We start from the raw sequence: 26499 nt of genomic DNA, 5'->3' as shown, positions 1-26499 counted from the left end.
GCAATCGTTCACTGCGCGGCCTGTCGCTTCAGCCGGTCAGTCAAACTCCGCCGTGGCTCCCAATCACCGCCTTGGCGGTTTTCCGGCGGGAGAATTGCGGGTAGATTTGCCGATATACAGGAAACAGTGACAGGTCTGATCATCATGCGGAACACGGTTGCCTCGCTTTTTCTCATGGCCATCCTGCCGGTAACGGCGGCACTGGCTGAAGATCTCAAACCGATGGATATGGATGCCGTCGATCCCGATCTGCTCGAAAGCTTTTTTGGCCCATGGCAGATCCGCGACGAAGGCGGCAACAGGCTGTGCAAGGTGACGCTCAAACGGGACGAGACCATTGGCGGCTCGCAGATCGATATTGATCCGGCCTGCGTCAAGGCATTTCCCGTCATGGGCGACATCACCGCGTGGCGGCTGAAGGAAAACTGGACCATCGAACTCGTCGACGCGACGCGCAAGACGCGCATCACCTTCGAGACACCGGACGAGACCTACATTGCGCAGCCGCAGACGGACGGCATATTCACCATCGAGCAACTGGCTGGCGAATGAGCGGCCGGACGCTCAGATTTCGGGTCCGGGCGCGGCCTGCATCATGCGGACGGCATTGATCTTCCAGCTGCCGTCGGGCTGTTTCGTCAACTGGTACAGCGCCGTCCAGTCCTTGCCGTCGGGACCGCGGATGACGACTTCCTGCACGATCTCGCTATCCGACACCTTGCTGCGGCCGAAGGCAAAATTGCCCGGCCGGTATACGGGCTGGTAGGCCCGCTTGACCATCTCGAAAAACATGTCCTGATTGACGAACTTGCCCTGAATGGCCGGCGAGGCGAAGGAATAGGCGGTTGCCGCATCGTCACTGAGAAAGGCGGCGATCTGCTTCCTGATGATCGACTGTCCCGTATCAAGCGGTTCATCGGCCATCGCCGCGCCCGGCATGGCGATCAACAGGAACAGGCCGAAAATGATATAAGCGGGAAATGTCTTCATCATGCCGTCTCCTTGCATCTGCCGGGACAACCAGCCGACAGGATAGACCTCTTGCGGATGAAGTCCACTGTCCGGTTCTTCCGCTGCAATACGTGGCGGTCATGGTAATGGATCACTTTACTGCGAATCCTGGTGATTGCGACTTGTTGCCACTTCAAGCCGGTCGGGCGATTGCTATTGGCCGGCTGCGGTGAAACAGTGCAAGCGAGTTCGGTGCTCGAAAGAGTGAGAGGCACGGCAGCCCCCCTGCCGCGAAAACATGTTTCCATGAATACACCTGATCAACAGCATGGCACGGGCGGTACAACCGTGACCGCTGCGCCCGCTCCGGCCATTGCCGGTGAGTCCGAGACTGAATCGCGCTATTGGCGCCAGAACCTTGTCGTCTGCCTCATCGGATCGTTCACGACGATCGTGGCCATGACGCTGCTTCTGCCCTTCCTGCCGCTCTATGTCGAACAGCTGGGCGTCAAGGAACACGCGGCAATCGTGCAATGGTCAGGCGTGGCCTATGGCGCCACCTTTTTCACCGCGGCCCTCGTCGCGCCGCTCTGGGGGCGCCTCGCCGATCTTTATGGCCGCAAGCTGATGCTCATTCGCGCGAGCCTCGGCATGGCCGTCGCCATGTCGCTGATCGGCATGGCGACGGACGTGTGGCAGCTCGTGGCGCTGCGTCTCGCTGCCGGACTGCTCGGCGGCTATGCCTCCGGTTCCACCGTGCTGGTGGCGACCCAGACGCCGAAGGCGCGTACCGGCTGGGCGCTCGGCACCCTGTCGTCGGGCATCATGGCGGGCAATCTGGTGGGTCCGCTGATCGGCGGCGGCCTGCCGCCCCTGATCGGCATCCGCCAGACATTCTGGCTGGCAGGCGGCGTGATTTTCCTGACCTTCATCGCGACCAGTCTTTTCATCAAGGAGGAGCGGCGCCCGCCGAAGAGCAAGGGCGCCAAGGTGACGGGCGGCTGGTCGGCGATTCCCGACAAGCGCCCCATCATCGCCATGCTGGCGACCGGCCTGCTGCTGATGCTGGCCAACATGTCGATCGAACCGATCATCACCGTCTATGTGGCGCAGCTGGTCAGCGATGCCAGCAAGGTGACGATTGTTTCCGGCGTCGTCATGTCGGCGGCGGCGCTCGGCAGCATCCTGTCGGCGTCACGGCTGGGCAAGCTGGCCGACCGTGTCGGCCATTGGAATGTGATCATTGCCGCCCTCGCCGTATCGGCTTTGCTGCTGATACCCCAGGCTTTCGTGACCGAGGGCTGGCAGTTGATCGGGCTGCGGTTCCTGATGGGGCTGGCGCTTGGCGGGCTTCTGCCCTGCATCACCAGCGTCATCCGGCACAACGTTCCGGACCGGGTCGCAGGCGGCATCCTGGGCTATTCGACATCATCGCAATATGCCGGACAGGTCATCGGCCCCTTGGCAGGCGGCTTCATCGGCGGGCATTTCGGCATGCGCGCCGTGTTTCTGGCAACCTGCGTGCTGCTGGCCCTCGGTTCGGCCTATTGCTGGCTGGTACGGCCGCGGCAGTCTTAGTAAGCCAACACTTACGCGTTACCGGCTTTCCTGGCGGCAGCGGCAAGCGCCTCGCCATCCATCCGGTAAAATAGCTTGTCCGGCAGCGGAGACGCGTTGAAACCATTGTAGAAGGCCAGGACTTTCGGATTGTTGCGGTCGGCGGTCCAGTCGACGCGCTTGTAACCCCGCTCCAGCGCCAGTTTGGCCAGTGCATGCATCAGCGAGGTCCCGGCTCCACTGCTGCGATGCGCCTTTGAAACGAAGAGCTCCTTGAGAAACAGGCCGGATTGCAGGCCCGGCCCCGGATAGATCGACGAGAACGCGGCAAAGCCAACGAGCTCATCGGTGCCGGCGACCAGGATTTCCGTCCCATCGGGCATATCCCGCAATCCGCGCAGTATTTCCGCGCGCGGCGGACAGGGCACGTTGTAATGGGCCTGCATTTCCTCAAACAGGGCCGCAAGCTGCGGGTGATCCGACGGATTGGACAAACTGACTTTCATCAATCCCGCATTCCTTTCCATGCAAAGGCGGCTCCAGCCAATACCGGAACCGCCTCTTTCGTCTCTTCGGCCCTATGCTTTATTCGCCGGCATTGATGGTAACGGGCGTCAGCTTGTTGGCCTTCAAACCATACTTTTCCAAAAGTGCATCATAGGTACCATTCGTCTGCAGTTTTTCAAGCGCCACTTTCACCGCATCGCGCAATTGGGTCTCGCTTTTCAGAACCGGAATGCCGGCTAGAGACTGGCTGAATGCCTCGCCGAGCGTAACGTAAGTATCGGGTTCCAGCTTCTGGTTGTAGGGAAGGGTTTCATTGCCCTGGGCCGCTGCCTGGAGACGCTGGCTCTTGATCTGCGTGCGGGCATCGGCGGACCCTTCCGTGCCCATGACATTGATCGCGGGCTTACCCTTGGCAACGCAGTTGGCTTCGCTCCAGGCGGTGATCTGCGCGGGCCAATCCGTCGAGCGGCTGGCGCCCACCGACTTGCCGCAAAGATCGTCCACCGACTTGATTTCGCCGGCCAGGGCCTTGGATGTGTAGAACTGCGCACCCGACTTCATGTAATCGACGAAGTCCGCCGTTTCCTGGCGGGCCTTCTTGTCGCTCATGCCGGCCATCGCCAGATCGACGCGGCCTGTCTGCAGGGACGGCAGCATCTGGGCAAAAGCGATTTCCTGCCATTCGACTTTCAGACCAAGTTCCTTGCCGATGGCTTCGCCAAGCTCGATGTCAAAACCCTGCAGCACATTGGTGGCCGGGTCCTTGTAGGTGATCGGCGGATAGTTCGGCATGGTCGCGATAACCAGTTTACCGGCATCCTTGATGCGGGCCGGAAGGTCCTGTGCCATGGCAGAAAAGCTGAATGCCAGCGCTCCACCGAGAATTGCAAGCCGTGTCATGGTTTTCATGTCTGGTTCCTCTCTGGCCGGTTCTTCCGGCCTGTTGATTTCAGTTCGGCTCAGGACAACACCGCTGCGATGAAGTCCTGTGTGCGTTTTTCTTTCGGGCTGCTGAGGATGTCATGCGGGGTTCCGGTCTCGACAATCCGGCCGCGGTCCATGAACACCACCCGGTGCGCAACCTCGCGGGCGAAACCGAGTTCGTGCGTGACCACGATCATCGTCATGCCACTGGTGGCGAGATCGCGCATGACACTCAGCACGTCGCCAACCAGTTCCGGATCGAGCGCCGATGTCGGCTCGTCGAACAGCATCAGTTTGGGCTGCATGGCGAGGGCGCGGGCAATGGCGATGCGCTGCTGCTGCCCGCCGGAAAGTTCGCTGGGATAGGCATCCTTCTTGTCGGCCAGACCGACCCGTTCGAGCAAAGCCATGGCTTCCGGGATGACGCTGCTTTTCGCACGCTTCTGGACGATAACCGGCCCTTCGACGATGTTTTCCAGCACCGTCATATGGGCGAAAAGGTTGAACCGCTGGAACACCATGCCGCTTGCCAGGCGCTGGCGCGAAATCTCCGCATCGGTCAGTTCATAGAGCTTGTTGCCCTCCTGGCGAAAGCCGACCAGTTCGTCGTCGACCCAGATGGCGCCGGAGTCGATGCGCTCCAGCTGGTTGACACAACGCAGGAGCGTGCTTTTGCCGGAGCCCGAAGGCCCGATGATACACAGGACTTCGCCGTGACTGATTTCAAGTGACACGTTCTGCAACGCGTGAAACGGCCCGAAATACTTGTTGACGTCTACCGCTACGACCATGGCTGACATGTTCAGACTCCTTCCGCTGCGGCAGGTTCGGTGCGCTTGCCGGTCCGGCGCCCCAGGCTTTTCGAGTAGTGCTTCTCGAGGAGATGCTGGCCGATGGAAAGAATGGTCACAACCGCCAGATACCAGATGGCCGAAACGATCAGCAGTTCCATGACGCGGTTGTTGGCGTAGTACACGGCCTGTGCATTACGCAGGATTTCCGCGTACTGGATGACACTGGCAACCGAGGTCAGCTTGACCATGCTGATAACTTCATTGCCGACAGGCGGAATGATCACGCGCATGGCCTGCGGCAGCACGATACGGCGCAGCATGGTCAGCCGGGTCATGCCGATGACCTTGGCGGCTTCGATCTGGCCGTTGTCGACGGACAGGATGCCGCCGCGAACGACTTCGGCGGTGTAGGCGCCCTGATTGATGCCAAGGCCGAGCAGCGTCGCCATGAACGGCGTCATGAAATCGACGGTGCGCATTTCGAACAGGCCGGGAATGCCGAGTGTCGGAAAGATCAGGGCGAGATTGAACCAGAGCAGCAATTGCAGCAGCAGCGGCGTTCCCCGGAAAAACCAGATGTAGAAAACCGCCACATATTTCAGCACCGGATTGGGCGACATGATCATGATGGCAAAGACGACGCCGAGCACCAGCCCGAGGGCCATGGCACAGATCGTCATGAGGATGGTGTTCCACAGACCGGCGAGAATGGCCGGTGCGGTGAAGAACTGGCCGACCACCGGCCAGGCAATCTGGCCCTGGGCAAAAGCCTTGACGATCATGGCCAGCACCAGAATGATCAGGGCGGCGGCCAGCCAGCGGCCATAGTGGCGCCGGGGCTGGTGCTTCAGGTGCGCAATGGAATATTTGGCAGGCGGGACGGAAACCGTGTGTTCGATATTGGCCATCGTACTCATCCTTTCAAAGCCGCTGTCGGGCTCGCATAGGAGGATAGCCACTCCCGCTGCGATTCCAACACGGTTTTGAGCCTGACGATCTGCTCGCGAACCCGATCCGGGGCCGTTCCGCCATAGCCCTTGCGCGCGTCGACGGCCGCCTGCGGCGACAGGCTTGACCGGATCGACGGCAGCAGCCTGACATCGACGGCGGCAAGGTCATCGTCGCTCACATCCTCAAGGCCGATATTCCTGTCTTCACAGGAACGCACCAGCGCACCGGTGATTTCGTGCGCCTCGGAGAAGGGCACGCCTGTCTTGGCCAGCCAGTCGGCGACCTCGGTTGCCAGTGTAAAGCCGTCGACCGACTGCCTGCGCATGATATCGGTGTTGACGCGCATGGTCCGGATCAGGCCGGCCATGGCGGGTACGACGAGCGTCAGGGCATCGATCGTATCGAAGGCGGCATGCTTGTCCTCGGCAAGGTCACGGTTATAGGCGAAGGGCAGCCCCTTGAGGGCGACGAGCATCGTCGTCAGGCTGCCGATCAGCCGGGAAGCACGGCCGCGCGTCAGTTCGGCGATATCACAGTTCTTCTTCTGCGGCATGATCGACGAGCCGGTGGCATAGCCATCATCCATTTCGATCCAGCGGAACTGGCGCGAGGACCACAGGAAAAGCTCCTCGGCAAGACGCGACAGGTGCACGCCGAACATGGCTGTTACAAAGAGGAATTCCGCCACATGGTCGCGGCTGCCCACCGCATCGATGGAGTTTTCGCACGGCGCGTCATAGCCAAGCTCGTGCGCCGACAGCTCCGGCTGCACGGCGATGCTTGAACCAGCCATGGCAGCCGCTCCGAGCGGCGAGCGTGCCGCGCGCCTGTCCCAATCGCGCAGCCGGTCAAGATCGCGGGCAAAGGTCTGGGCATGGGCCAGCAGCTGATGGGCAAAGCTGATGGGCTGGGCCGGCTGCAAATGGGTGAAACCCGCGGTGAGCGTCGTCACGTGGGCTTCCGCCTGGCCGGTCAGCGCCTGCTGCAGGAGAAGAATATCCGCACCGAGCCCGCGCGCCACATCGCGCAGATAAAGCTTCAGGTCGTTGGCGGCCTGATCATTGCGGGAACGGCCCGCCCGCAGCTTGCCGCCGAGCGCACCGATGCGTTCGCCCAGAACCCGCTCCAGGAATGTATGAATATCTTCATCGGCAGCGGATGGCTCGATCGCGCCGGCCGCGTAGTCGGCGCCGATGCCCTTGATTGCCGCGAAAACCGTTTCCGTTTCGGCCTCGGTCAAAATCCCGGCGCGCACCAGTTCCCGCGCATGGGACAGCGACGAGGTCAGGTCATACGGGACAAGCCGGAAATAGCTGCTTTCCGAACGGGAAAGCGCTGTCAGCTCAGGTGATGGGCTCGTCCTGAAACGCGCCCCCCACAAACGGACGGACTGCTCGGTCATGGCATTTATTCCCCTTTTTCTCGTTGTTGGAAGCTTATGGTTGTGTTTTTGACACGACAAACGAAATGAATTCGCATATCCATTCCAAAAAGGAATACCCTCTGTTCCAAAGAACCAGCGAGGCGAAGGCGATGGTATCCGGCCGGATATATCCGTCCACACGGGCATTGCAGGTCATTGCGGCGATTGCCGAACATGGCAGCACGACGGCCTGCGCCAAGGCATTGAACATGACGCAGAGTGCCGTCAGCAAGCAATTGCTGGCGCTGGAAGCCCTGGCCGGCGTTCCGCTGTTTGTCCGTACCCCCTACGGCCTCTCGACCACGGAAGCGGGCAGGATTTATGTGGTCGAAGCCCGCATCGCGCTTGGCGCCATGGAGAATGCGGCCTTGCGGGTTGCCGCATTGGGATCGTCGCCCAATGCCATCAAGCTGCACATCCTGCCGATCATGGGCGACCGCTGGCTGATCCCGCGCTTTGCCAGCTTCGCCGAAGCGCATCCGGACATCAATGTTGAACTGTCGACCTTTGCCAACAATGATCTGATCAACCAGGCGGATGCTGCGTTTCGTTTCGGCGAAGGCGATTGGCCCGATCAGGACAACCACTACCTCTTTGGCCGCGAGGTGGCGCTCGTCGGTGCGCCGCACTTCATTGCCCGGCTTGGCGGCATCCGGCATCCCGGCGACATCGGCGCGTTTCCGCTGCTCCACCACAAGCACACGCCCCTGCGCTGGGAGGAGTTTGCCGAAGCGCAGCGCATCACCGATTTCGCGCCGGACCGTATCACGCATTTCGGCTTCTATGCGCTGGTCATCCGGGCGGCAATTGCGGGACAGGGGCTGGCACTGGTGCCGCGCGGCCTGATCGCCGACGAGCTGGCCAGCGGCAAGCTCGTCAATCCGCAAGGCTTTGGGTTCGTCAGCCGCCACGCCTATTGGCTGACCTGTCCGCAGGACCGTCCGCAACGACCGGCCATGCGCATATTCCTTGACTGGCTGCTTCGGGAAGTCAGCTCCATGCCGTCCGACATGCGGTGATCCGGCCGATCAAACCTGCGTGTTTTCAGGGCCCATCCCATTCAAAAATATTTAATCAACTTGTCATGGAACCGGACGGACTCCCGACGCATTTCCTCGTCTAGTCTGGCATTGCCAAACAGCATGCCATGCTCATCAGAATACTCAGGGAGGAAGTGATGAACGACAAGCGTTTTCCCATACCGGTCATGGTCAAACTGGGCGCTACGGGCCAAAGGGCCATCACCAGTGTCTGGGAAGCGATGGAGTGCCTGCAGCGCTACTGGCCGTCGAAGACCGGCGCGAGCTATCGCCGCGCATTGCAGGCCTGTCTCGATGCCCTGGACGGGTGGAAACCCGCCCACAAGGCGCGTCATGCCTTTATCAGCGCCGCGCGCGATGCCGGGGTGTTTCTTGATACGAGGCTGCGTCAGTAACCGGAGCGGGCGACGCCGGGACCCATATGCTCCGGCGGCGCCCATTCTCCGATATCAGCGAATATCCGCCCGCGCCCGCGGGCGTTTTTCATTCAGCTCATGGCTGAACACAGCGGGCGGCAGCGGCGCGAGCTTGCGGATGATATCGGCGCCCTTTTCGCCCATCATGATGGTCGGTGCATTGGTGTTGCACGAGGGAACCCGCGGCATGACGGAGCTGTCGCAGACACGCAGCCCCTCCAGCCCATGCACCTTCAGGTCGAGGCCGACAACGGCCATGGAATCGGTGCCCATCCTGCAGGTGCCGACCGGATGGTGATCGGTCTTGGCATTGGCGCAACCATAATCGAACAATTCCTCGTCCGAATTGTACTTCGGCCCCGGCAGGCGTTCCGCCATGACGAAGGGCTTCAGTGCCGCCTGGTTCATGATTTCGCGCGCAAGTTTCAATCCTTCGATCGACATCTTGCGGTCGTGCGGATCGCTCCAATAGTTGGGATCGATCAGCGGCGCGGCCATTGGATCGGCCGATTGCAGCCGCACCGTGCCGCGCGACCGCGGATGCAGATAGGCCGAATTCAGGGTGACACCAGCATTCTTCAGCCGTTCGACACCCGCCTCGATGCCCGACCCCAGTCCGAGATGGAACTGAATGTCAGGCGAACGGGCGTCGGGATCGGCGTACCAGAAACCGCCTGTTTCAAACAGGCTGGACGCGACAGGACCGGAGCGGAACAGCACATATTGCAGCCCGGCCCACAGGGTGCGGTGCAGCTTGGCGACGCCGTCATAGGTGTGATCGCCGGTGCATTCGGAAATCACGAACAGATCCAGATGATCCTGCATGTTCTCGCCGACACCGGGCAGGTTATGCACGACGGGAACGCCGGTTTTCCGCAGGTGATCCGCCGCGCCGATACCCGACTGCAGCAGCAGTTTCGGCGAGCCGATGGCGCCGGAACTGACCAGCACTTCCCGCTCGGCGCGGATGATCTCGCGGGCGTTGCCTTTGGCGATTTCAACACCGACGGCCCGGCCGTTCTCCACCACGATTTTTGTCACCTGCGCGCCCATGCGGACCGTCAGGTTCTTGCGGCCCTTGACCGGGGCAAGATAGGCCATCGAGGCCGATGAGCGGCGGCGATCGCGCTGGGTCAGCTGGTAGAAACCGACACCGGCCTGCTGCCTGCCGTTGAAATCATGATTGTAGGGAATGCCGAGTTCCTGCCCGGCCCGGATATAGGCATCGCAGATCGGCAGTGTCGCCACCGGCATGGAAACACCCAGCGGCCCGCCATAGGAATGGTAGTCATCGGCAAAGCGCTGATTGTCTTCGGCACGCTTGAAGTAGGGCAGCACGTCGCGGTAGCTCCAACCCCCACAGCCATCTTCCGAGGCCCACAGGTCGTAATCGGTTGCATTACCGCGCGTATAAAGCTGTGCGTTGATGCTGGACCCGCCACCGATGACCTTGGCCTGCGTATAGCGCAGCACGCGGTTCTTCATGTGCTTCTGTGGCACGGTCGACCAGCCCCAACTGGCGACACCCTTGGTCATCTTGGCAAAGCCGGCCGGCATGTGGAACAGCGGATTCCAGTCGCCGCCGCCGGCCTCGAGCAGCAGGACCTTTACCTCGGGGTCCTCGCTGAGGCGATTGGCAAGCACACACCCCGCAGGGCCGGCACCGGTGATGATGTAATCGTAGGAGGATGATTTTTGGGTTGAGTTTGCCATGACTCAGGCACCCCCCTCTGGGCGGCCGCCCATCTCTCCCACAAGGGGGGAGATCACATCGGCATTGACGTTTTTGCATCTTGAACAGCGATGCAAGGCGAAATGAAACGAAACTGACAGCTGATCTCCCCCCTTGTGGGGGAGATGTCCGGCAGGACAGAGGGGGGTGAAATTCATGTTTTGCAACCTGCTAAAGTCGATTGATCGAAAGGGCGCCATCCGCGTTGATGATCGAGCCTGTGGCAAAGTTGAAATCGCCGCCGGCCAGCGCCGCAACGATGCGGCCGAGATCATCCGGCTCACCCCAGCGCTTCATCGGCACGAGTCCTTCGGCGATGCGTTTGTCGTACTTGGCTGCGGCAACGACCGTCATGTCGGAGCGGATGATGCCGGGACGCACGTCGAAAACGCTGATCCCCTCTTCCGCAAGCCGCACGGCCAGCCCTTGCGTGAACGACGCCAGTGCCGCCTTGGTCATGCAGTAATCGAGACGTTCCGGCGAGGTCATCTCCGCGGAAACCGATGTGATGTTGACGATCGTACGGGCGGCCCCCCCATCGGTGCGGCCAAGCATGGCCCGCAGCACCGCCTGGGTGAAGAACACGGTTCCCCGCACATTGATATCAAAGATCGCATTGTAGTTTGCCGGCTCAAGATCGAGGAAATCACCACGCACTTTCGAACCGATGCCGGCATTGTTGACCAGACAATCAATCCGGCCGAATGCTGCCACGACGGCGCCGACGGTTTGCGCGTGATTGGAAAGTTCAGCCAGATCCGCCTCGATAAACCGTACTTTTACGCCGAGTGATTCCAGTGCTGAAACAGCGGCATCAGCCGCTTCATCCCGCACGAGGTCGGTGATCGCCAGATCAAATCCCCTGGCGGCAAGCGCCGTGGCAATACCAAGGCCGATGCCGCGCCGGGCGCCGGTAACCAGGGCGACGGGTTTGTGCTGGATACTCATCATGCAAGCTCCCCGGCAATGATGTGATCGGCGACGCGCAGCGCCTGTGCGGCGATGGTCAGCGCCGGGTTGACCGCGGCTGATGTCGGCAGGAAGGCGGCATCGACGACAAACAGGTTCGGGTGGTCGAAGGCGCGGCAATGGACATCCAGCGGTGCCTGCGCCGGGTCGGTGCCCATCCGCACCGTGCCGCATTGATGCGACGGGGTCTTGCGGTCAAAGGCCTTGGACAGAACGAGGGGAAATCCGGCGGCCCGCAGCACCGACTTGATCCGGGCGACCAGTTTCTGATGTGCCGGCCAGTTGCTGCGCACCCATTCGAGAATAATCCTGTCATCGTCGACGCGAACGCGGCTCTCCGGTTTCGGCACATCCTCGCTCATGGCGAGGAAATCCACCGTATGATTGCAGAACCGGTTGAGAATCCATTCAGGTACGAGCTTGAGGTCCGACTTCAGCACGGGCCCGCTGATCCGCCCGAGCAATTGCACATTGCCGAGCGGTGCACCACCCTCGCCGTCGGACAGGTAGAAATCATTGAAGCCGAACGTCTTCTGATAGATGGAATCATTGCGGAAGCGCGGATCGAACCCGATGACCGCCGACAGGTTGTGATTCATGAAGTTGCGGCCGACCTGATCCGAGCGGTTGGCAAGACCGGCGGGATTGCGGCTGTCAGCCGAACGCAACAGAAGCACCGCGGATTGAACGGCGCCTGCCGAGAGGATCACCAGTTTGGGTTTGAGAACAGCAGGTACGCCATCCCTGACGTAATGCACGGCGGCAATCGATTTTCCGTCTGCAGCTGTCTCGAGCCGCGTGACGCGCGAATTGGTCTGCAGGCGGATATTGCCATGCTTCAATGCCTGGGCAAGGGCAGTGGTCTCCGCATCCATCTTGCCGTTGAAGCTGTTGGGGTGTGCATCCCAGGGCGTCCTGCCGTGGGACATCCATGTATCGATATCGACGCCGAGCGGCAGGGAAAACGGATGGACACCGGCAACACGCAGCCGCCTGCGCAGGATACCGATGGGTTCCTCGTCCGGCACGGGGGGAAAGCCGTAGGGCGTCGAATGATGCGGTTCCGTCGGGTCTTCGCCTTGGCTTCCGCGCACCTCATAGAGCGCCTCCGCCTTGCCGTACCACGGCTCCAGCTCGTCATAGGCAAACGGCCAGGCGGGTGAGACCCCCTCGAGATGCCGCATCTCGGCAAAGTCCTCGGCCCGGTAACGCGTCAGCACCGCGCCATAGAACTTCGAATTGCCGCCGACATTGTAGTAATTGCCGGGATTGAACGCCTTGCCGTCCGCATCGTACCAGCTTTCATCCGGGCGGAAGAAACCCTTCTGGAAGATCGCGCGCGGATCGCGGTTCTCCGGACGGTCGGGCAAATGACCACCCGCCTCCAGGATCAGGATGTCTGCTCCCGATCCCGCCAGACCGGCGGCAATAGTCGACCCGCCAATCCCCGAACCGATGATGACAATATCGGGGGATTGGCTTCGTTGCGACGCGGCGTTCATGACATCGTGATCGTCAGGCGCCGATACGCAGCTGCGATTGCGGATCGAAGAACACGGCCTTGTCGAGATTGAACGCCAGCTGTGTCTTCTGCCCCGGCAGGATCTGGGCGTCGGCACGCAGGCGCGCCACCACTTCCTTGCTGCCAAGCCTGGTCACGGCGAAGGTATCGGACCCCGCTGGTTCGACCACGTCGATCAGGCACTCGCCTTCCACCAGCGAACTCGCATTGCGGTCTGCCCCATCGGGATCGGTCAGGGCTTCCGGACGGATGCCGAAAATCACATCCTTGCCGGAATGGCCCACCAGCGCGCTGTTGGTCTTCTTGATCGGCAACCGCAACGGCGAGGAATCGGGCCGGTCGAGCACGACGCTCAAATCCGAAGCACCGCCCTCGATTTTCGCCTTGAGCAGGTTCATGGCCGGCGAGCCCATGAAGTCGGCGACAAACAGGTTGGTCGGATTGTTGTAGATTTCCGCCGGGGTGCCGAATTGCTGCAGGATGCCGTCCTTGAGCACGGCGATCTTGGTGGCCAGCGTCATCGCCTCGATCTGGTCGTGCGTCACATAGACGATCGTGGTTTTCATCCGCTGGTGCAGGCGCTTGATCTCGGTGCGCATGTCGACGCGCAGCTTGGCATCGAGATTGGACAGCGGCTCATCGAACAGGAACACCTGCGGGTTGCGCACGAGCGCCCGGCCCATGGCAACGCGCTGGCGCTGGCCGCCGGACAGCTGGCTCGGCTTGCGGTCGAGCAGATGGCCGATCTGCAGCATGTCGGCAACCTGCTTGATGGCCTTCTCACGCTCGTCTTTCGGCACGCCGCGGATTTCCATGCCGAAGGCGATGTTTCCGCCAACGGTCATGTTCGGATAAAGCGCATAGGACTGGAACACCATGGCGATATCGCGCTTGGACGGGTGCAGGCCGCTGATCGATTTGCCCTTGATCGAAATGTCGCCGGAACTGATCGGTTCGAGCCCGGCAATGGTGTTGAGCAGGGTGGACTTGCCGCAGCCGGAAGGGCCGACGAGGACGAGAAAGCCACCCTCGTCGATCTCGATATTGATGTCCTTCAGGATCGGGACATTGCCATAGGATTTATGCAGGTTCTTGATCTGGAGAAATGACATTGGGTTATCCCTTCACGGCGCCGGACATAAGTCCACGGACGAAGTAGCGCCCGGAAACGATGTAGACGATAAGAGTTGGCAGTGCGGCGAGGATCGCGCCGGCGAAATGCACGTTGTATTCCTTCACGCCCGTCGACGAGTTCACCAGGTTGTTGAGCGCGACCGTCATCGGCGTGCTGCTGAACCCCGAGAACGAGGCGCCGAACAGGAAGTCGTTCCAGATGTTGGTGAACTGCCAGATGACGGACACCACGATGATCGGACCCGACGACGGCAGCAGGATGCGCCAGAAAATCTGGAAGAAGCTGGCGCCGTCGATCTGCGCAGCGCGGACCAGCTCCGTCGGGAATGCTTCGTAGTAGTTGCGGAAATACAGCGTGGTGAAACCGAGACCGTAGATCACGTGCACGAAAATCAGGCCCTGAATGGTGCCGGCCATTCCGAGAGCGCCGAGAACCCGCGCCATCGGTATGAGGACGATCTGGAACGGAATGAAGCAGCCGAGCAGCAGCATGCCGAACATGACGTTCGAGCCGCGGAACCGCCACTTCGTCAGCACATAGCCGTTCAGCGCGCCCAGCACCGTTGAAATCGCCACGGCCGGGATGACCATGATGATCGAGTTGATGAAGTAAGGCTTCAAACCTGTCGGCTGCACGCCGATCTGGGCCGTGGACCAGGCCGCAAGCCAGGGCTCGATGGTCCATTCATGCGGCGGCGACAGCATGCCACCCTGACGGATTTCATCAAGGGTCTTCAGCGAATTCACCACCATGACGTAGAGCGGCAAAAGGTAGTAAAAGGCGAAGACCAGCAGGGCGATATAGATAAGGACGCGGGTCATCTTGCCGCTGGAGATGGCATTGTCCGGACTCGGAGCGCTCATTTGCTGCCTCCCCTGACTTCAGAATAGAGATAGGGAATGATGATCGCGAAAATGGTGATCAGCATGATGATGGCCGAGGACGCGCCGATGCCCATGGAATTGCGTGTAAACGTATAGGAATACATGAAGGTCGCAGGCAGTTCGGTTGCCTGTCCGGGGCCGCCGCCGGTCAGCGCGATCACCAGGTCATACGCCTTGATGGCGAGATGGGCGAGCACGACAAAGGCCGACAGGAAAACCGGACGCATCAGCGGAATGATGATGCGGCGATAGATCATGGCCGTCGAGGCGCCGTCGATCTGTGCCGCCTTGATAATCTCGTTGTCGACGCCGCGCAGTCCGGCAAGGAACATGGCCATGACGAAGCCGGAGGACTGCCAGACGGCGGCGATCACCACCGTATAGATCGCCATCTTGGAATCCTTGATCCAGTTGAAGGCGAAACTGGTCCAGCCCCACTGGTGCATGGTGTTCTCAAGGCCGATGCCGGGATCGAGGAACCATTTCCAGGCAACACCGGTCACGATGAACGACAGCGCCATAGGATAGAGGTAGATCGGCCGCAGGAAACCTTCGATGCGGATCTTCTGATCCAGCAGGATGGCAAGGCCAAGCCCGATGACGGTGCAGATGATGATATAGAGCGAGGCAAAAATACCCAGATTGGTGATGGCTCGCCACCAATGCGGCAAAGCCCACAATTTGCGGTAATTCTCCAGTCCGACAAAACCAAAGGACGGCAGCATCTTGCTGTCGGTGAACGACAGGACGCCCGTATAGATGATAAAGCCATAGACGAAGATCAGGACAATCAGAAAACTCGGCCCCAACACCAGTTTGGGTATCAAGTCCTGTATGCGGCTGCGGGTATCCATAGCCTCACCCCTTCAACTCTTAAGTTCTGGTCATTGCCGTGCATGTTCACGGGAACCTGTCCGGGGCTTTGCGCCCCGGACAGAAGGAGCGCGCTTACTTGGCAGCGTCCACGGCGGAAACGAGTTCCTTGACCGCTGCGTCTGATGTCAGGTCACCGTTGAATTCGCGGGTAACCACGTCATAGATCGCATTCTTGATGGCGGCCGGAACCGCATAGCCATGGGCCATGGAACCGTAGAGCGTGCCGGCCTTGTTGGCTTCAGCAAGATCCTTGATCGCCTTCTTGCCGCAGGCATCGAAGGCTGCATCGGACACATCGGTACGTGCCGGAGCTGAACCCTTCACGACATTGAAAGCGGACTGGAAGGTCGGGCTCTCGATGGACGATGCCATGACGAGCTGCGACTTGTGCTCAGCATCGCTCTTCTTGAAGAACAGGAACTGATCAGAGTTGAACGTGACCGAACCCTGGGTGCCCGGGAAGCGCATGCAAACGAAGTCCTTGCCTGGCTCCTTCTTGGCCTTGACGAACTCGCCCTTGGCCCAATCGCCCATGAACTGCACGCCGGCCTTGCCTTCGATAACCATGGTGGAGGCAAGGTTCCAGTCGCGACCGGAGAAGTTGTTATCCACATAGGAGCGCAGCTTGGTCATGCGGTCAAACGCTTCCTTCATCTTCGCGCCGCCCAAAGCCTTGGGATCGAGATCGATGAAAGCCGCCTTGTAGAAGTCATTGCCGAGCGACAGCACGACCGCGTCGAAAATCGTCGCGTCCTGCCATGGCTGACCGCCGTGGGCGATCGGTGTGATGCCCTGCTTCTTGAAGTTGTCGAGAAGGGCAATCAGTTCGTCCCAATTCTTGGGTTCCTTGCCGCCAGCCTTGTCGAGTGCAGCCTTGTTGATCCACATCCAGTTGGTGGAGTGGACGTTGACCGGTGCGGCGATCCAGTGACCGTCATATTTGGAGAAGTTCTGCAGCGCGCCGGGAATAACGTCGGCCCACTTTTCCTTCGATGCGACATCGTCAAGGTTGGCAAGAACGCCCTGCTTGGCCCAGTCGGTGATGTCGAAGCCCAAGGCCTGCACGGCTGTCGGAGGGTTGCCGCCGGTGACGCGGGCGCGCAGAACGGTCATGGCTTCCGTACCGCCACCACCGGCAACAGGCATGTCGGACCAGGTGATGCCCTTCTTTTCCAGATCCTTCTTCAGGACTTCCAGCGCTGTCGCCTCACCGCCGGATGTCCACCAATGCAGGACTTCGACGTTTTCGGCAGCGCGGGCCATCGTGGCCGTGCCGAGCAGCATGGCTGCCGCAGCAACCGTATTCATCAACTTATTCATTTCATTCCTCCCAAGGAAAAAAAGATAAAATTCCCACTACCCTAGACCTCAGTTATCCCTCAGCCTGCCTCATTCATACAATAAGCCGAATGGCGAATACAATCGATTTAATTCGACGCCCAAAGTAATGTCCTCCGCCCCATGTGCATGTTCAGGGTCTTGGTCTCGGTGTAGTCCTCGACCGCATGACGGCCCAGTTCACGACCAAGGCCAGACTGGCGATAACCGCCGAACGGCAGCTCCGCTGCACCATCCATGAACGTGTTCATCCAGATGGTCCCGGCACGTACCCGGCGGCCTACCGTCAGGCACGTATCGAAATCGCGGCTCCATACGCCTGCCGACAGGCCGTAGTCGATGGAATTGGCAATCCGGATGGCGTCTTCCATCGTTTCGAATGTTAGCACGGAAAGCACAGGACCAAACACTTCTTCACGCGCGACGGCCATATCCGGCTGCACCGCCGAAAGAATGGTCGGGCTCATATACTGCCCAAGGCCGAGACCCAGCGGCGTCCCGCCATGGGAACCGGCAGCGCCCGCCGATGCGGCATTGCGCACATAGGTGTCGATCTTGGCCAGATGTTCCGGTGTAATGATCGCGCCGACCTTGGTCTGCGGATCAAGCGGATCGCCAACCCGGACCTTGGCCGACAGCGCGGCAACACGCTGCGTGACCTCATCGGCAATATCCCGATGAACGATCAGGCGTGAACCGGCATTGCAGCATTCACCGGCATTGAAATAGGCGCCGAACACCGCCGCATCGATGAAATCATCGAGATTGGCATCGGGGAAAACGATCTGCGGATTCTTGCCGCCAAGTTCCAGCGAGACCTTTTTCAGCGTCTGGGCGGCATTGGCCATCGTCAGCTTGCCGACAAGGGTCGAGCCTGTGAACGAGACCATATCGACATCCGGATGGGTGGTCATCGGTGCGCCGACCTCGGCGCCCGTGCCGGCAAGGATGTTGACGACACCGGCGGGAACACCGGCTTCCATGAGGATTTCACCGAGAACGAGCGTCGATCCCGAGGTCAGTTCGGACGGCTTGACGACGGCCGTGCAGCCGGCGGCCAGGGCAAAGGGCAGTTTCTGGCTGACGATGAGGAAGGGGAAATTCCACGGCGTGATGATGGAGATGACACCGATCGCCTCACGCAGGACCACACCCAGCGTGCCGTCGCCCAGCGTGTTGTAGCTTTCACCATGCAGATCGCGGCCGAGCGCGGCGGCATAGCGCCAGATATCGACCGCGCCGCCCAGCTCGCCCTTGGCCTGCGAAATTGGTTTGCCGGATTCGATGCAGTCGAGATAGGCAAGTTCGTCGGAACGTGCGGCAATCAGATCAGCCGCCTTGAGCAGGATATTCGAGCGTTCGGCACCGGTCATGCGCGACCACGGGCCGTTGTCGAAAGCATTGCGGGCAGCACGGATGGCGCGCTCCGCATCGGCTTTCGTACCCGCCTGATAGCGCGAGACCACGACACCATGGCCGGGGCTCTTGCGCTCGATCACGCCGCCCTCTGCACCATCGGTCCATTTGCCGTCGATCAGCATCCGGAATTCGCGCACCTTGAAATTGTCGAGCGCTTGTGGCCGCATCAGAACCGTCATTACCATTCTCCCTTGAACACGGGCTCACGCTTTTCGGCGAAGGCCGAAACACCTTCTTTCAGGTCCGCTGTTTTGGCGACGAGGATCGAGCCGAGGGCTTCGACCGCCGTGCCATTGTCTTCGCCGTTAGCCGACGCAATCATCAGTTTCGCCACTTCCACCGCAGCCGGTCCGCGCCTGGCGATCCGCTCCGCATAGGCCTGGGCCGCGGTGACGGCGGCACCGGTTTCCACCACATGGTCGACGATCCCGAGCGTGGCGGCTTCGGTCGCGCTGAAGATTTCACCGCCCAGCGCCATGCGGCGGACAGCCTGTGCCCCGAACCGGCGGACAAGCCGCTGCGTTCCCGACCAGCCCGGCACCATGCCGAGGCCCGTCTCCGGCAGACCGATGCGGATATGCGTCTCGGCAATGCGAATATCGGCAGCAGCGGCAAGTTCGAGCCCGCCGCCCAGCGCATGGCCGTTGAGCGCGGCAATCAATGGCACGCGCAACGTCGCCAGACGCTCGAACACGCGATGCCCGAAACGAACCCAGGCGTGACCGAATTCGTTCGGCGTCATCGCCGCCCAGGCCTTGATGTCGCCGCCTGCGGAAAAGGCTTTGCCGGCGCCGGTCAGGATGGCGACGCGAATATCGGCATTGGCCTCCAATTCGTCGCACGCGGCCGAAAGTTCCTTCAGCATGGCAATATCGAAAGCGTTGAGTTTTTCCGGGCGCGACACGGTGATGGTTGCGACAGGCCCGTTGAAGTCAACCGTGATGCGGGGCTCAGCCATGGAGCGTCCTTTCCGGTTTCTGCGGCAGCTTCAAGCCGAAAGGCCCTTCGGCAAAGAGCTCTGCCGCCATCAGTTTCAGATCGCCGGCAACGATGAGCGGGAATTCCGACTGATCGAGAATCTGGGTCTGGAGATCGACACCCGGTGCAATCTCGGTAAGCACGATGCCTTCCGGGCGCAGGACCATGACGCAGCGCTCGGTGACATAGGTAATGTCCTGCCCCTGCTCCACGGCACGGCGGCCGGAAAAGGTGACGTGCTCGACTTCGTTGACCAGTTTCTTCAGCTTGCCTTCCTTCTCGATGACCAGCCTGCCATCGGCCACATGCACCTTCGCACCGGCATTGAACATGCCGGAGAAGACGATCTTGCGGGCCCGCGCGGTGATATCGACGAAACCGCCGGCACCGGCCGTCACATGCGGGCGGAAGCTGAGCTTGGACACGTTGACCGAGCCGGATTTGTCGATCTCGAGGAAGGACAACAGCGAGGCATCAAAACCCGCGCCCTGGAAATAGGTGAACTGGTGCGGCGACGGCACGAAGGCTTCGGCGTTGGAGGCGCAGCCAAAGGCAAAATCGAGAAGCGGGATACCGCCGACCGGCCCCTGCTCGATCACCCATGTCACAGCCCCATGCAGGCCCTCTTCGAGCAGGATGCGCGGGACATTGGCGGAGATGCCAAAACCGAGATTGACGGCGCTGCCTGCCTCAAGCTCCGTCGCGACACGGCGGGCAATCACCTTCTGGATGTTGAAATCCGGCAGGGCGAAATCGTCGAGCGGATGGAAGATTTCACCTGAGATGGCCGGGTCGTAGACGGTCTGCGTTGTCTGTTTCTGGTCGGGGTCGACGACGACATAGTCAACGAGAATGCCGGGAACGCGCACATCATGCGGCTTGAGCGAACCGCTCTTGGTGATGCGCTTGACCTGCGCAATGACGATGCCGCCATTGTTGCGCACGGCCAAAGCCTGATCGAAGCCGCCGAGGTATGCGCCCTCATGCTCATAGGTCAGATTACCGCGCTCATCGGCCGTGGTGGCGCGGATGATGGCGACCTGCGGGATAACGGGTTTGAAGAACAGCCACTCTTCGCCCTCAAACTCGATCTTGCGGACCACCGGCTCGCGGGCGGCCGAAGCATTCATGGCGCAGCCCTGGCGGTCCGGGTCGACGAATGTATCGAGCCCGACCTTGGTCAGAACGCCCGGACGCTTGGCCGCCGCCTCGCGGTGCATGTCGAACAGGATGCCGGAGGGAATATTGTAGGCAGCCACCTCGTCATTGCCGATCATCTGCCAGATCAGCGGCGGTTCGGCGGTCGATGGCCCGGAAGGGTAGGAGCCGCCGAGAATGCGCTTGAGCAGCCCCTTCTTGGCGATGTAATCGATGCCTTTGATGCCGCTCATGTCACCCGCCGCAATGGGATGCAGCGTGGTCAGATCGCGCGGATGGCCCGTGGCATCGAAACGCGCGCCGATGGCTTTCAGCATCAGATCGGGGCAGCCAAGGCCGCTCGACGACGAGACCGAAACGATCGCTGCGTCGGGGATGAGGCCTGCCGCCTCTTCAGGGGTTATGTGCTTGCTCATGCCTGGTGTCGTTCTCTTCAAAGACCTGGATTGATTGTCTGCGCGGTGCCGGTGCGGGCGGCCTCGGTGACCGCAAGACCGGCGGCAAGCGACCAGACACCGTCTTCACCCGTTGCCGGCGGCTGCCCCTTGCCGAGGATGGCGGCATGGAATTTGGCAATGCCGGTTTCGTAGAGGTTCCGGTGGTCGAGCTTGAGCTCGGTTTCACCCTCGGCATTGCGCAGGGTGACGGTGCCGACCGGCTTCTGCGTCATGACATTGCGGCCGACCAGCGAGCCTTCGGAGCCGTGCACCTCGAAGCCGGTTTCGGCATATTTCGTGGTGAAACCATCATGGAACTGGGCAATCAGGCCCGACTTGAAGCGCAGCACGCCCATGACGCCATCGGCAAGGCCTGCCTTGCCAAGGCCGCCGATCTGGCTGGCAGCAACCGCCTCGACGGGATCGTCGCCCAGCACATAGCGCAGTGTATCCGTGTCATGCACGGTGATATCCAGAATGACGCCGCCGCCGGCTTCCGGCTTGTCAAGCCGCCAGCCCTGCAGGTGCGGCGGCAGATAGACCGCATGGAAGACCCGGGCGGCGAGCGGCGTGCCGATGCTGCCGGCAGCAATGGCATCGCGCATGGCTGTGTGGCTCGCGGCATTGCGCAGATGATGATTGGTGCCAAGCACCACACCGGCCACACGGCAGGCGTCAACCATGGCCCGCGCATCCGCAAGGCTCATGGCCAGCGGCTTTTCGCACAGCACATGCTTTCCCGCAGCTGCGGCCGCGAGCACCTGATCCCTGTGCAGTTCATTGGTGGTCGAGATGTAGACCGCATCGACATCCTGATCGCCGACCAGCGCATCGAGGGATGTAACGGATTTGGCAATGCCGTGATCGGCAGCATATTTCCGGCCACGCTCGGCACTGGTGCTCATGACGGAAACGATCTCGCCGCCTTCGGCACGGATCGCATCGATCACCCATTCATGCGCAATCGTGCTTGCTCCGATCAATCCCCACCGCGTCATGCCATTTCCTCCAGATGATTGTTCCTGACCGGCGCACCGCAGCTTTGCCGCACCACAAGGCGCACGGATGTCACCAGCGATTCCTGTTCATTGCCGCCGGCATTGATCTGCTTGAGCAGGAGCTGGGCCGCGCGCTGGCCCATGCCCTGCGGGTCGACCGAAACGGTTGTCAGCGCCGGGACGGCGGTCTTGGCCTCGATCACGTCGTCGAAACCGATCACGCCAAAACCCTTGCCGGGCTCGATGCCGACGGCCCGCAAACCATCGCAGACACCGAAGGCCACCGCATCATTGAGGCACAGCGCCGCCGTTGCCCGATCGGGATGGAGCATCATGCGCTCCACAGCGGCAACACCACCGGCGCGGGACGGCGCCGAATGGATGATCAGCGCCTCATCGACGGCAATGTCCGCTTCCTGCAGGGCATCGCGATAACCGCGCAACCGCTCGGCAAAAACCGCGGTATCGAGAAAGCCGCCCATGAAGCCGATGCGCGTGTGGCCAAGGGCAACCAGATGACGCACGGCGGCCTTCGCGCCGGTATAATTGTCGGAAAGCAAGGTGGAGACCTTGGCCCCCGGCAGATTGCGCACCACGACCACCACCGGAATACCGCTGTCGATCAACGGCTTGATATCCGCCGCCTCGGTGCCACGCGCCGGTGACAGGATCATCCCGGCAATGCCGTTTTCCCGCATGGACGCAATAACTTCGCGCTGGCGGTCGACACTCTCGCCACTATGGGCGAGGAACTGCACGTAGCCCGCCGACTGAACGACCATATCCATGCCGACGGCGAGTTCGGCGAAGAAGCTGTTGGTGAGGTCATTGACCACGATGCCGACGATTTTCGAGCGCGCCTGGCGCAGGTTGGCCGCACCGCGATTATAGACATAGCCGAGATCGGCGATGACACTGTTGACCTTCTCACGGGTCTTTTCATTGACCAGCGGACTGCCCTGCAGAACCAGGGACACGGTGGATTTCGACACGCCGGCGGCATGCGCAATATCCACAACGGTTGTCCGGCTTCGGCTCACGGTCTTCCTCCCAGTCAGACGATGGATATAATTGGAACGTTCCAAATATGTCAAGCAGGAAAAATCAAGGACTATCAGGATACATCGTCAGGACAGCACAGGAAACCATGATTTACGGTGACTTTTTGCTCATTTTAGCTCGCTCAGCTGGCGGCTGTTTATTTTTGGCTACGCAAAGGCTCGGATTTTTTCCTCTTGTTTTTTGGAACGTTCCAAATTACAAAGCCCTTCATACGACCGGGAGCGATATGATGAGCCTAGTTCTGAACCTGCCCGCCGCCGATGGCACACTTTCAGCCCACCGCCTTTCCGGCGAGCCGACAGCGCGGCCGGATGCTCCGCCATCCTTCAGCCGTATCGCCTACGCGGCCGCCCATGTGGTGTCAGATCCGCTTCGGGACAGCGCTCCCTGGGGTTCGCCCGCCATCAACTGGGATGCCACCATGGCCTTTCGCCATCATCTCTGGTCACTCGGGTTCAAGATCGCCGAAGCCATGGACACGGCCCAGCGCGGCATGGGGCTGGATTGGGCAGGCGCGCAGGAACTGATCCGCCGCTCGCTCGCCGAGGCGCGCAGCGTGCCGGGGGCCGACCTTGCCTGCGGTGCGGGGACCGACCAACTGGCCCCGGAAGACACCCGCAGCCTCGCAGACGTGATCGCCGCCTATGAAACGCAGATCGGCTTTGTCGAGGCTGAGGGCGGCCGGGCCGTGATGATGGCCAGCCGGGCGCTCGCCAAAGTGGCAAAATCCCCGGATGACTACCGGGCCGTCTACGGCGAAATCCTGCGCCAGACGCGCAACAAGGTCGTCCTGCACTGGCTCGGTGACATGTTCGATCCGCAACTCGCCGGCTACTGGGGCTCCCATGCCTTCGACGACGCATTGGAAACCGTGCTTGCCATCATCAATGACAACAGGGACAAGGTCGAAGGCATCAAGATCTCGCTGCTCGACAACACCAGGGAAATTGCCCTGCGCAACCGGCTGCCCGAGGGTGTCCTGTGCTTTACCGGCGATGATTTCAACTATGCCGAACTGATCGAGGGCGACGGCGCCCGGTACAGCCACGCCTTGCTCGGCATTTTCGATGCGGTCGCGCCGCAGGCCTCGAAGGCACTGGCGCTGCTGGCAAAGGGCGAGACGACGGCCTTCCGCGCGGTGATCGAACCCACCGTGCCGCTGTCCCGCAAAATCTTCGAAGCCCCGACACAGTATTACAAGGCGGGAGTGGTTTTCCTGGCCTGGCTCAATGGTCACCAGAGCCATTTCACCATGCCCGCCGGCATGCAGTCGGCGCGCGGTATCGTTCACTATGCCGATATTTTCCGGCTGGCCGATCAGGCCAATGTTCTCGACAGGCCGGAACTTGCCACAAGCCGCATGAAGAGCCTGCTTCAGCTATACGGTCTCTGATATCCGGCTTCTGCTGGAGTCCTCTTGATCCCGCGGGCCTGCCGGGCGATTGTCCGTGCCGACTCGCTCCATCATCCGGGATTCCCCATGAAGCTGCTTTACCAGACACACTCGCCCTACGCCCGCAAGATACTGGTCGCCATTCACGAAATCGGTCTGGCGGACAGGGTCGAGGTCATCCACCACGAAACCAGCCCAACCCGGCGCAATGAGGCAGTCTATGCGCTCAACCCGCTGGGAAAGGTTCCGGTGCTGATCGGCGAGGATGGCTTTGCGCTGTTCGATTCGGTTGCCATAGCGGACTATCTCAGTACGCTTCCCGGTGGCTCCGCCCTCATCCCGTCAGACGGGAAAGCACGCTGGGAAACACTGCGCCTGCAGGCGGCGGCGCAGGGCATTGCCGATTCCGGCATCGTGGTGCGCTGGGAAACCGAGCGGCGGCCGGAGCCTTTGCGCTGGCCGACCATGCGCGATGCCCAGTTGCAGAAAATCATCGCGGCCTGCGATTTCGCCGAGAAGGAAGCATCCCTCGAGGGCCTGCCGCGCATCGGCGAGATCGCCCTGGCGACAACGCTCGACTGGATCGCGTTTCGCAACGTCTATCCGTTTGCCGAGGGACGCCCGCGCCTTGCCGCGTGGTATGCCGGCTATTGCCGGCGGCCATCGATGCAGGCGACCGCTTTTTCCGGTGAAACGCACGATTGAGGCGGCAGTGAAACACTGTCGCATCTGGCCCATGCGGCGAGCGACAGCCCGCCGCATTTGAATCCGATAGCTATTTGCACAAGCATCCAGTATTGAAGAACCCGTGGTGATTTGGCCGGCCGGCTTGCAGCCACGTTAAAAAACTCGCTAAAGGGCCGCGTGCGGACCGGAAGCGATCTATCGGCTTTTTTTGGTGACCGTGATGCCTATCAAGATTCCTGATAAACTGCCCGCCTTCGATACTTTGGTAAGCGAGGGCGTACGCGTGATGACGGAAGCCGTGGCTATCCGTCAGGATATCCGCCCGCTCCAGATCGGGCTGCTGAACCTGATGCCCAACAAGATCAAGACAGAATTGCAGATCGCGCGCCTGCTTGGCGCTTCGCCGCTGCAGATCGAACTTTCGCTGGTGACCGTCGGCAGCTACAAGCCGAAGAATACGCCCGAAGACCATCTCAGCGCCTTTTATCAGACGTGGGAAAAGGCGCAGCACCGCACGTTCGACGGTTTCATCATTACCGGAACCCCCGTCGAGACAATCCCGTTCGAGGATGTCAGCTACTGGCCGGAAATGCGCGATATCCTGGAGTGGACGCAAACCAACGTCCATTCCACCATGAACGTCTGCTGGGGGGCGATGGCGGCGCTTCATCATTTCCACGGCGTGCCGAAGCATGCGCTTGGCGAAAAAGCATTCGGTGTCTACAGCCAGAGAATCCTGAAAACAGCGTCGCCCTATCTCAACGGTTTTTCCGACGATTTCGCCATTCCGATATCACGCTGGGCCGAAGTGCGGCCGGCGGACATTCTTGCGCGGCCGGAACTGAGGCTGCTGGCACATTCGGAGGAGAAGGGAGCCTGCATTGTCGAAGATCCGCGGTATCGCCGCCTTTATGTGCTCGACCATCTCGAATATGATTCCGGTTCGCTGGCCGATGAGTATTTCCGCGATATTCAGGCCGGGATACCGATCAACCTGCCGTTCAACTATTTCCCCGATGACGACACATCAAGGCCGCCGCCCAATCGCTGGCGCTCGCATGCGCATTTGCTCCTGTCCAACTGGATAAACGAAATTTATCAAACGACACCCTTTGATATCGGTTCAATCGGAAAATCCCGATAAACGAAGGCCGGGCCAGCACGGCCGCCCGCCCTTCACCGCTGGATAGGGCAGCGTGGAGCCTATTGCGGCACGGTATCCGATCGGCGCTGGACGGTTTTGGCCATGAAGGTTTCGAGGGCGTCGGCCTGGGCGTCGGTCACATGCAGGCCGACCTTGGTGCGCCGCCACAGGACATCCTGTGCGGTCATCGCCCACTCCTGCGCG

Annotated in this window: 25 protein-coding genes and 1 riboswitch; of the genes, 7 read left to right on the top strand and 18 right to left on the bottom strand. The window is 60.9% G+C overall.

The window, feature by feature from the left end; all coding sequences use genetic code 11:
* The first annotated feature begins 126 nt into the window (after nt 1–126).
* Nucleotides 127–552: an AprI/Inh family metalloprotease inhibitor gene (locus RDL77_RS22625; protein WP_288194799.1), complete on the top strand. Its 426-nt coding sequence runs from the start codon at nt 127–129 to the stop codon at nt 550–552.
* Between the two features lie 12 nt (nt 553–564).
* Here RDL77_RS22625 and RDL77_RS22620 read toward each other — a convergent pair whose 3' ends face one another.
* Entirely contained in the window at nt 565–993 is a 429-nt protein-coding gene (locus RDL77_RS22620; protein ID WP_374042785.1) for a DUF4864 domain-containing protein, read from the bottom strand.
* Between the two features lie 264 nt (nt 994–1257).
* Here RDL77_RS22620 and RDL77_RS22615 point away from each other — a divergent pair, with 264 nt between their 5' ends.
* Complete coding sequence (locus tag RDL77_RS22615; RefSeq protein ID WP_288194798.1) at nt 1258–2529, top strand: multidrug efflux MFS transporter; 1272 nt, start codon at nt 1258–1260, stop codon at nt 2527–2529.
* Between the two features lie 11 nt (nt 2530–2540).
* Here the strand turns inward: RDL77_RS22615 and RDL77_RS22610 are convergent, their stop codons facing one another.
* The 5 genes from RDL77_RS22610 to argH all read right to left on the bottom strand — a co-directional run bounded on the left by RDL77_RS22610 (nt 2541) and on the right by argH (nt 7086).
* On the bottom strand, nt 2541–3014 hold the full coding sequence (locus RDL77_RS22610; protein WP_288194797.1) for a GNAT family N-acetyltransferase: 474 nt from the start codon (nt 3012–3014) through the stop codon (nt 2541–2543).
* Between the two features lie 79 nt (nt 3015–3093).
* Nucleotides 3094–3915, bottom strand: coding sequence for an ABC transporter substrate-binding protein (locus RDL77_RS22605; RefSeq protein ID WP_288194800.1), 822 nt, complete (start codon nt 3913–3915; stop codon nt 3094–3096).
* A gap of 59 nt (nt 3916–3974) precedes the next feature.
* Nucleotides 3975–4739: an amino acid ABC transporter ATP-binding protein gene (locus RDL77_RS22600; RefSeq protein ID WP_288194796.1), complete on the bottom strand. Its 765-nt coding sequence runs from the start codon at nt 4737–4739 to the stop codon at nt 3975–3977.
* A gap of 2 nt (nt 4740–4741) precedes the next feature.
* Entirely contained in the window at nt 4742–5641 is a 900-nt protein-coding gene (locus RDL77_RS22595; protein ID WP_288194795.1) for an amino acid ABC transporter permease, read from the bottom strand.
* A 5-nt stretch (nt 5642–5646) separates the two neighbouring features.
* Nucleotides 5647–7086: an argininosuccinate lyase gene (gene argH / locus RDL77_RS22590; protein ID WP_288194794.1), complete on the bottom strand. Its 1440-nt coding sequence runs from the start codon at nt 7084–7086 to the stop codon at nt 5647–5649.
* A 65-nt stretch (nt 7087–7151) separates the two neighbouring features.
* Between argH and RDL77_RS22585 the strand changes: the two genes are divergently transcribed.
* Together RDL77_RS22585 and RDL77_RS22580 are read left to right on the top strand one after the other, a co-directional pair.
* Nucleotides 7152–8126 carry a LysR substrate-binding domain-containing protein gene (locus tag RDL77_RS22585; RefSeq protein WP_288194793.1) on the top strand — a complete coding sequence of 325 codons (975 nt, stop codon included), beginning with the start codon at nt 7152–7154 and terminating at the stop codon, nt 8124–8126.
* Between the two features lie 158 nt (nt 8127–8284).
* On the top strand, nt 8285–8542 hold the full coding sequence (locus RDL77_RS22580; RefSeq protein WP_105733947.1) for a DUF982 domain-containing protein: 258 nt from the start codon (nt 8285–8287) through the stop codon (nt 8540–8542).
* Between the two features lie 54 nt (nt 8543–8596).
* Here RDL77_RS22580 and RDL77_RS22575 read toward each other — a convergent pair whose 3' ends face one another.
* From RDL77_RS22575 to RDL77_RS22520, 12 genes are all read right to left on the bottom strand, one after another.
* A complete protein-coding gene (locus RDL77_RS22575; RefSeq protein WP_288194792.1) occupies nt 8597–10276 on the bottom strand; it encodes a GMC family oxidoreductase in 1680 nt (559 codons plus the stop codon).
* Nucleotides 10277–10466: 190 nt separating this feature from the next.
* The gene (locus RDL77_RS22570) at nt 10467–11243 is read right to left on the bottom strand and encodes a 3-ketoacyl-ACP reductase (RefSeq protein ID WP_288194791.1); all 777 of its coding nucleotides are present in this window, start codon (nt 11241–11243) and stop codon (nt 10467–10469) included.
* Entirely contained in the window at nt 11243–12766 is a 1524-nt protein-coding gene (locus tag RDL77_RS22565; RefSeq protein ID WP_288194790.1) for a GMC oxidoreductase, read from the bottom strand. The genes RDL77_RS22570 and RDL77_RS22565 overlap by 1 nt, the downstream gene beginning before the upstream one ends.
* Nucleotides 12767–12779: 13 nt before the next feature.
* The gene (locus RDL77_RS22560) at nt 12780–13898 is read right to left on the bottom strand and encodes an ABC transporter ATP-binding protein (protein WP_223612345.1); all 1119 of its coding nucleotides are present in this window, start codon (nt 13896–13898) and stop codon (nt 12780–12782) included.
* 4 nt (nt 13899–13902) lie between these two features.
* Nucleotides 13903–14784, bottom strand: a complete 882-nt coding sequence (locus tag RDL77_RS22555) for a carbohydrate ABC transporter permease (RefSeq protein WP_288194789.1) — start codon at nt 14782–14784, stop codon at nt 13903–13905.
* Nucleotides 14781–15659: a carbohydrate ABC transporter permease gene (locus RDL77_RS22550; RefSeq protein WP_105733954.1), complete on the bottom strand. Its 879-nt coding sequence runs from the start codon at nt 15657–15659 to the stop codon at nt 14781–14783. The genes RDL77_RS22555 and RDL77_RS22550 overlap by 4 nt, the downstream gene beginning before the upstream one ends.
* Nucleotides 15660–15753: 94 nt before the next feature.
* Nucleotides 15754–17001, bottom strand: a complete 1248-nt coding sequence (locus RDL77_RS22545) for an ABC transporter substrate-binding protein (protein ID WP_223612347.1) — start codon at nt 16999–17001, stop codon at nt 15754–15756.
* A gap of 107 nt (nt 17002–17108) precedes the next feature.
* Nucleotides 17109–18617, bottom strand: a complete 1509-nt coding sequence (locus RDL77_RS22540) for an aldehyde dehydrogenase family protein (protein WP_288194788.1) — start codon at nt 18615–18617, stop codon at nt 17109–17111.
* Nucleotides 18617–19396, bottom strand: coding sequence for an enoyl-CoA hydratase/isomerase family protein (locus RDL77_RS22535; RefSeq protein ID WP_288194787.1), 780 nt, complete (start codon nt 19394–19396; stop codon nt 18617–18619). The genes RDL77_RS22540 and RDL77_RS22535 overlap by 1 nt, the downstream gene beginning before the upstream one ends.
* Nucleotides 19389–20990 carry an acyl CoA:acetate/3-ketoacid CoA transferase gene (locus RDL77_RS22530; RefSeq protein WP_288194786.1) on the bottom strand — a complete coding sequence of 534 codons (1602 nt, stop codon included), beginning with the start codon at nt 20988–20990 and terminating at the stop codon, nt 19389–19391. Before RDL77_RS22530 ends, RDL77_RS22535 begins: the two co-directional genes overlap by 8 nt.
* A gap of 17 nt (nt 20991–21007) precedes the next feature.
* Nucleotides 21008–22009 carry a Gfo/Idh/MocA family protein gene (locus RDL77_RS22525; RefSeq protein WP_288194785.1) on the bottom strand — a complete coding sequence of 334 codons (1002 nt, stop codon included), beginning with the start codon at nt 22007–22009 and terminating at the stop codon, nt 21008–21010.
* Nucleotides 22006–23049, bottom strand: a complete 1044-nt coding sequence (locus RDL77_RS22520; protein WP_288194784.1) for a LacI family DNA-binding transcriptional regulator — start codon at nt 23047–23049, stop codon at nt 22006–22008. The genes RDL77_RS22525 and RDL77_RS22520 overlap by 4 nt, the downstream gene beginning before the upstream one ends.
* A gap of 251 nt (nt 23050–23300) precedes the next feature.
* Here RDL77_RS22520 and RDL77_RS22515 point away from each other — a divergent pair, with 251 nt between their 5' ends.
* From RDL77_RS22515 to metA, 3 genes are all read left to right on the top strand, one after another.
* A complete protein-coding gene (locus RDL77_RS22515) occupies nt 23301–24464 on the top strand; it encodes a dihydrodipicolinate synthase family protein (protein WP_288194783.1) in 1164 nt (387 codons plus the stop codon).
* A gap of 87 nt (nt 24465–24551) precedes the next feature.
* Nucleotides 24552–25169 (top strand): glutathione S-transferase family protein, encoded by a 618-nt coding sequence (locus RDL77_RS22510; protein WP_288194782.1) that lies wholly within the window; start codon nt 24552–24554, stop codon nt 25167–25169.
* A 93-nt stretch (nt 25170–25262) separates the two neighbouring features.
* Nucleotides 25263–25340: riboswitch (SAM riboswitch) on the top strand.
* A gap of 31 nt (nt 25341–25371) precedes the next feature.
* Nucleotides 25372–26295, top strand: a complete 924-nt coding sequence (gene metA, locus RDL77_RS22505) for a homoserine O-succinyltransferase (protein WP_288194781.1) — start codon at nt 25372–25374, stop codon at nt 26293–26295.
* The last annotated feature ends 204 nt before the right edge of the window (nt 26296–26499 follow it).

It is taken from the genome of uncultured Phyllobacterium sp., assembly GCF_902479695.1.
Lineage (GTDB): Bacteria > Pseudomonadota > Alphaproteobacteria > Rhizobiales > Rhizobiaceae > Phyllobacterium > Phyllobacterium calauticae.
The sequence above is the reverse complement of the archived record's forward strand: the minus strand, read 5'-3'. Positions and strand labels throughout refer to the sequence as shown.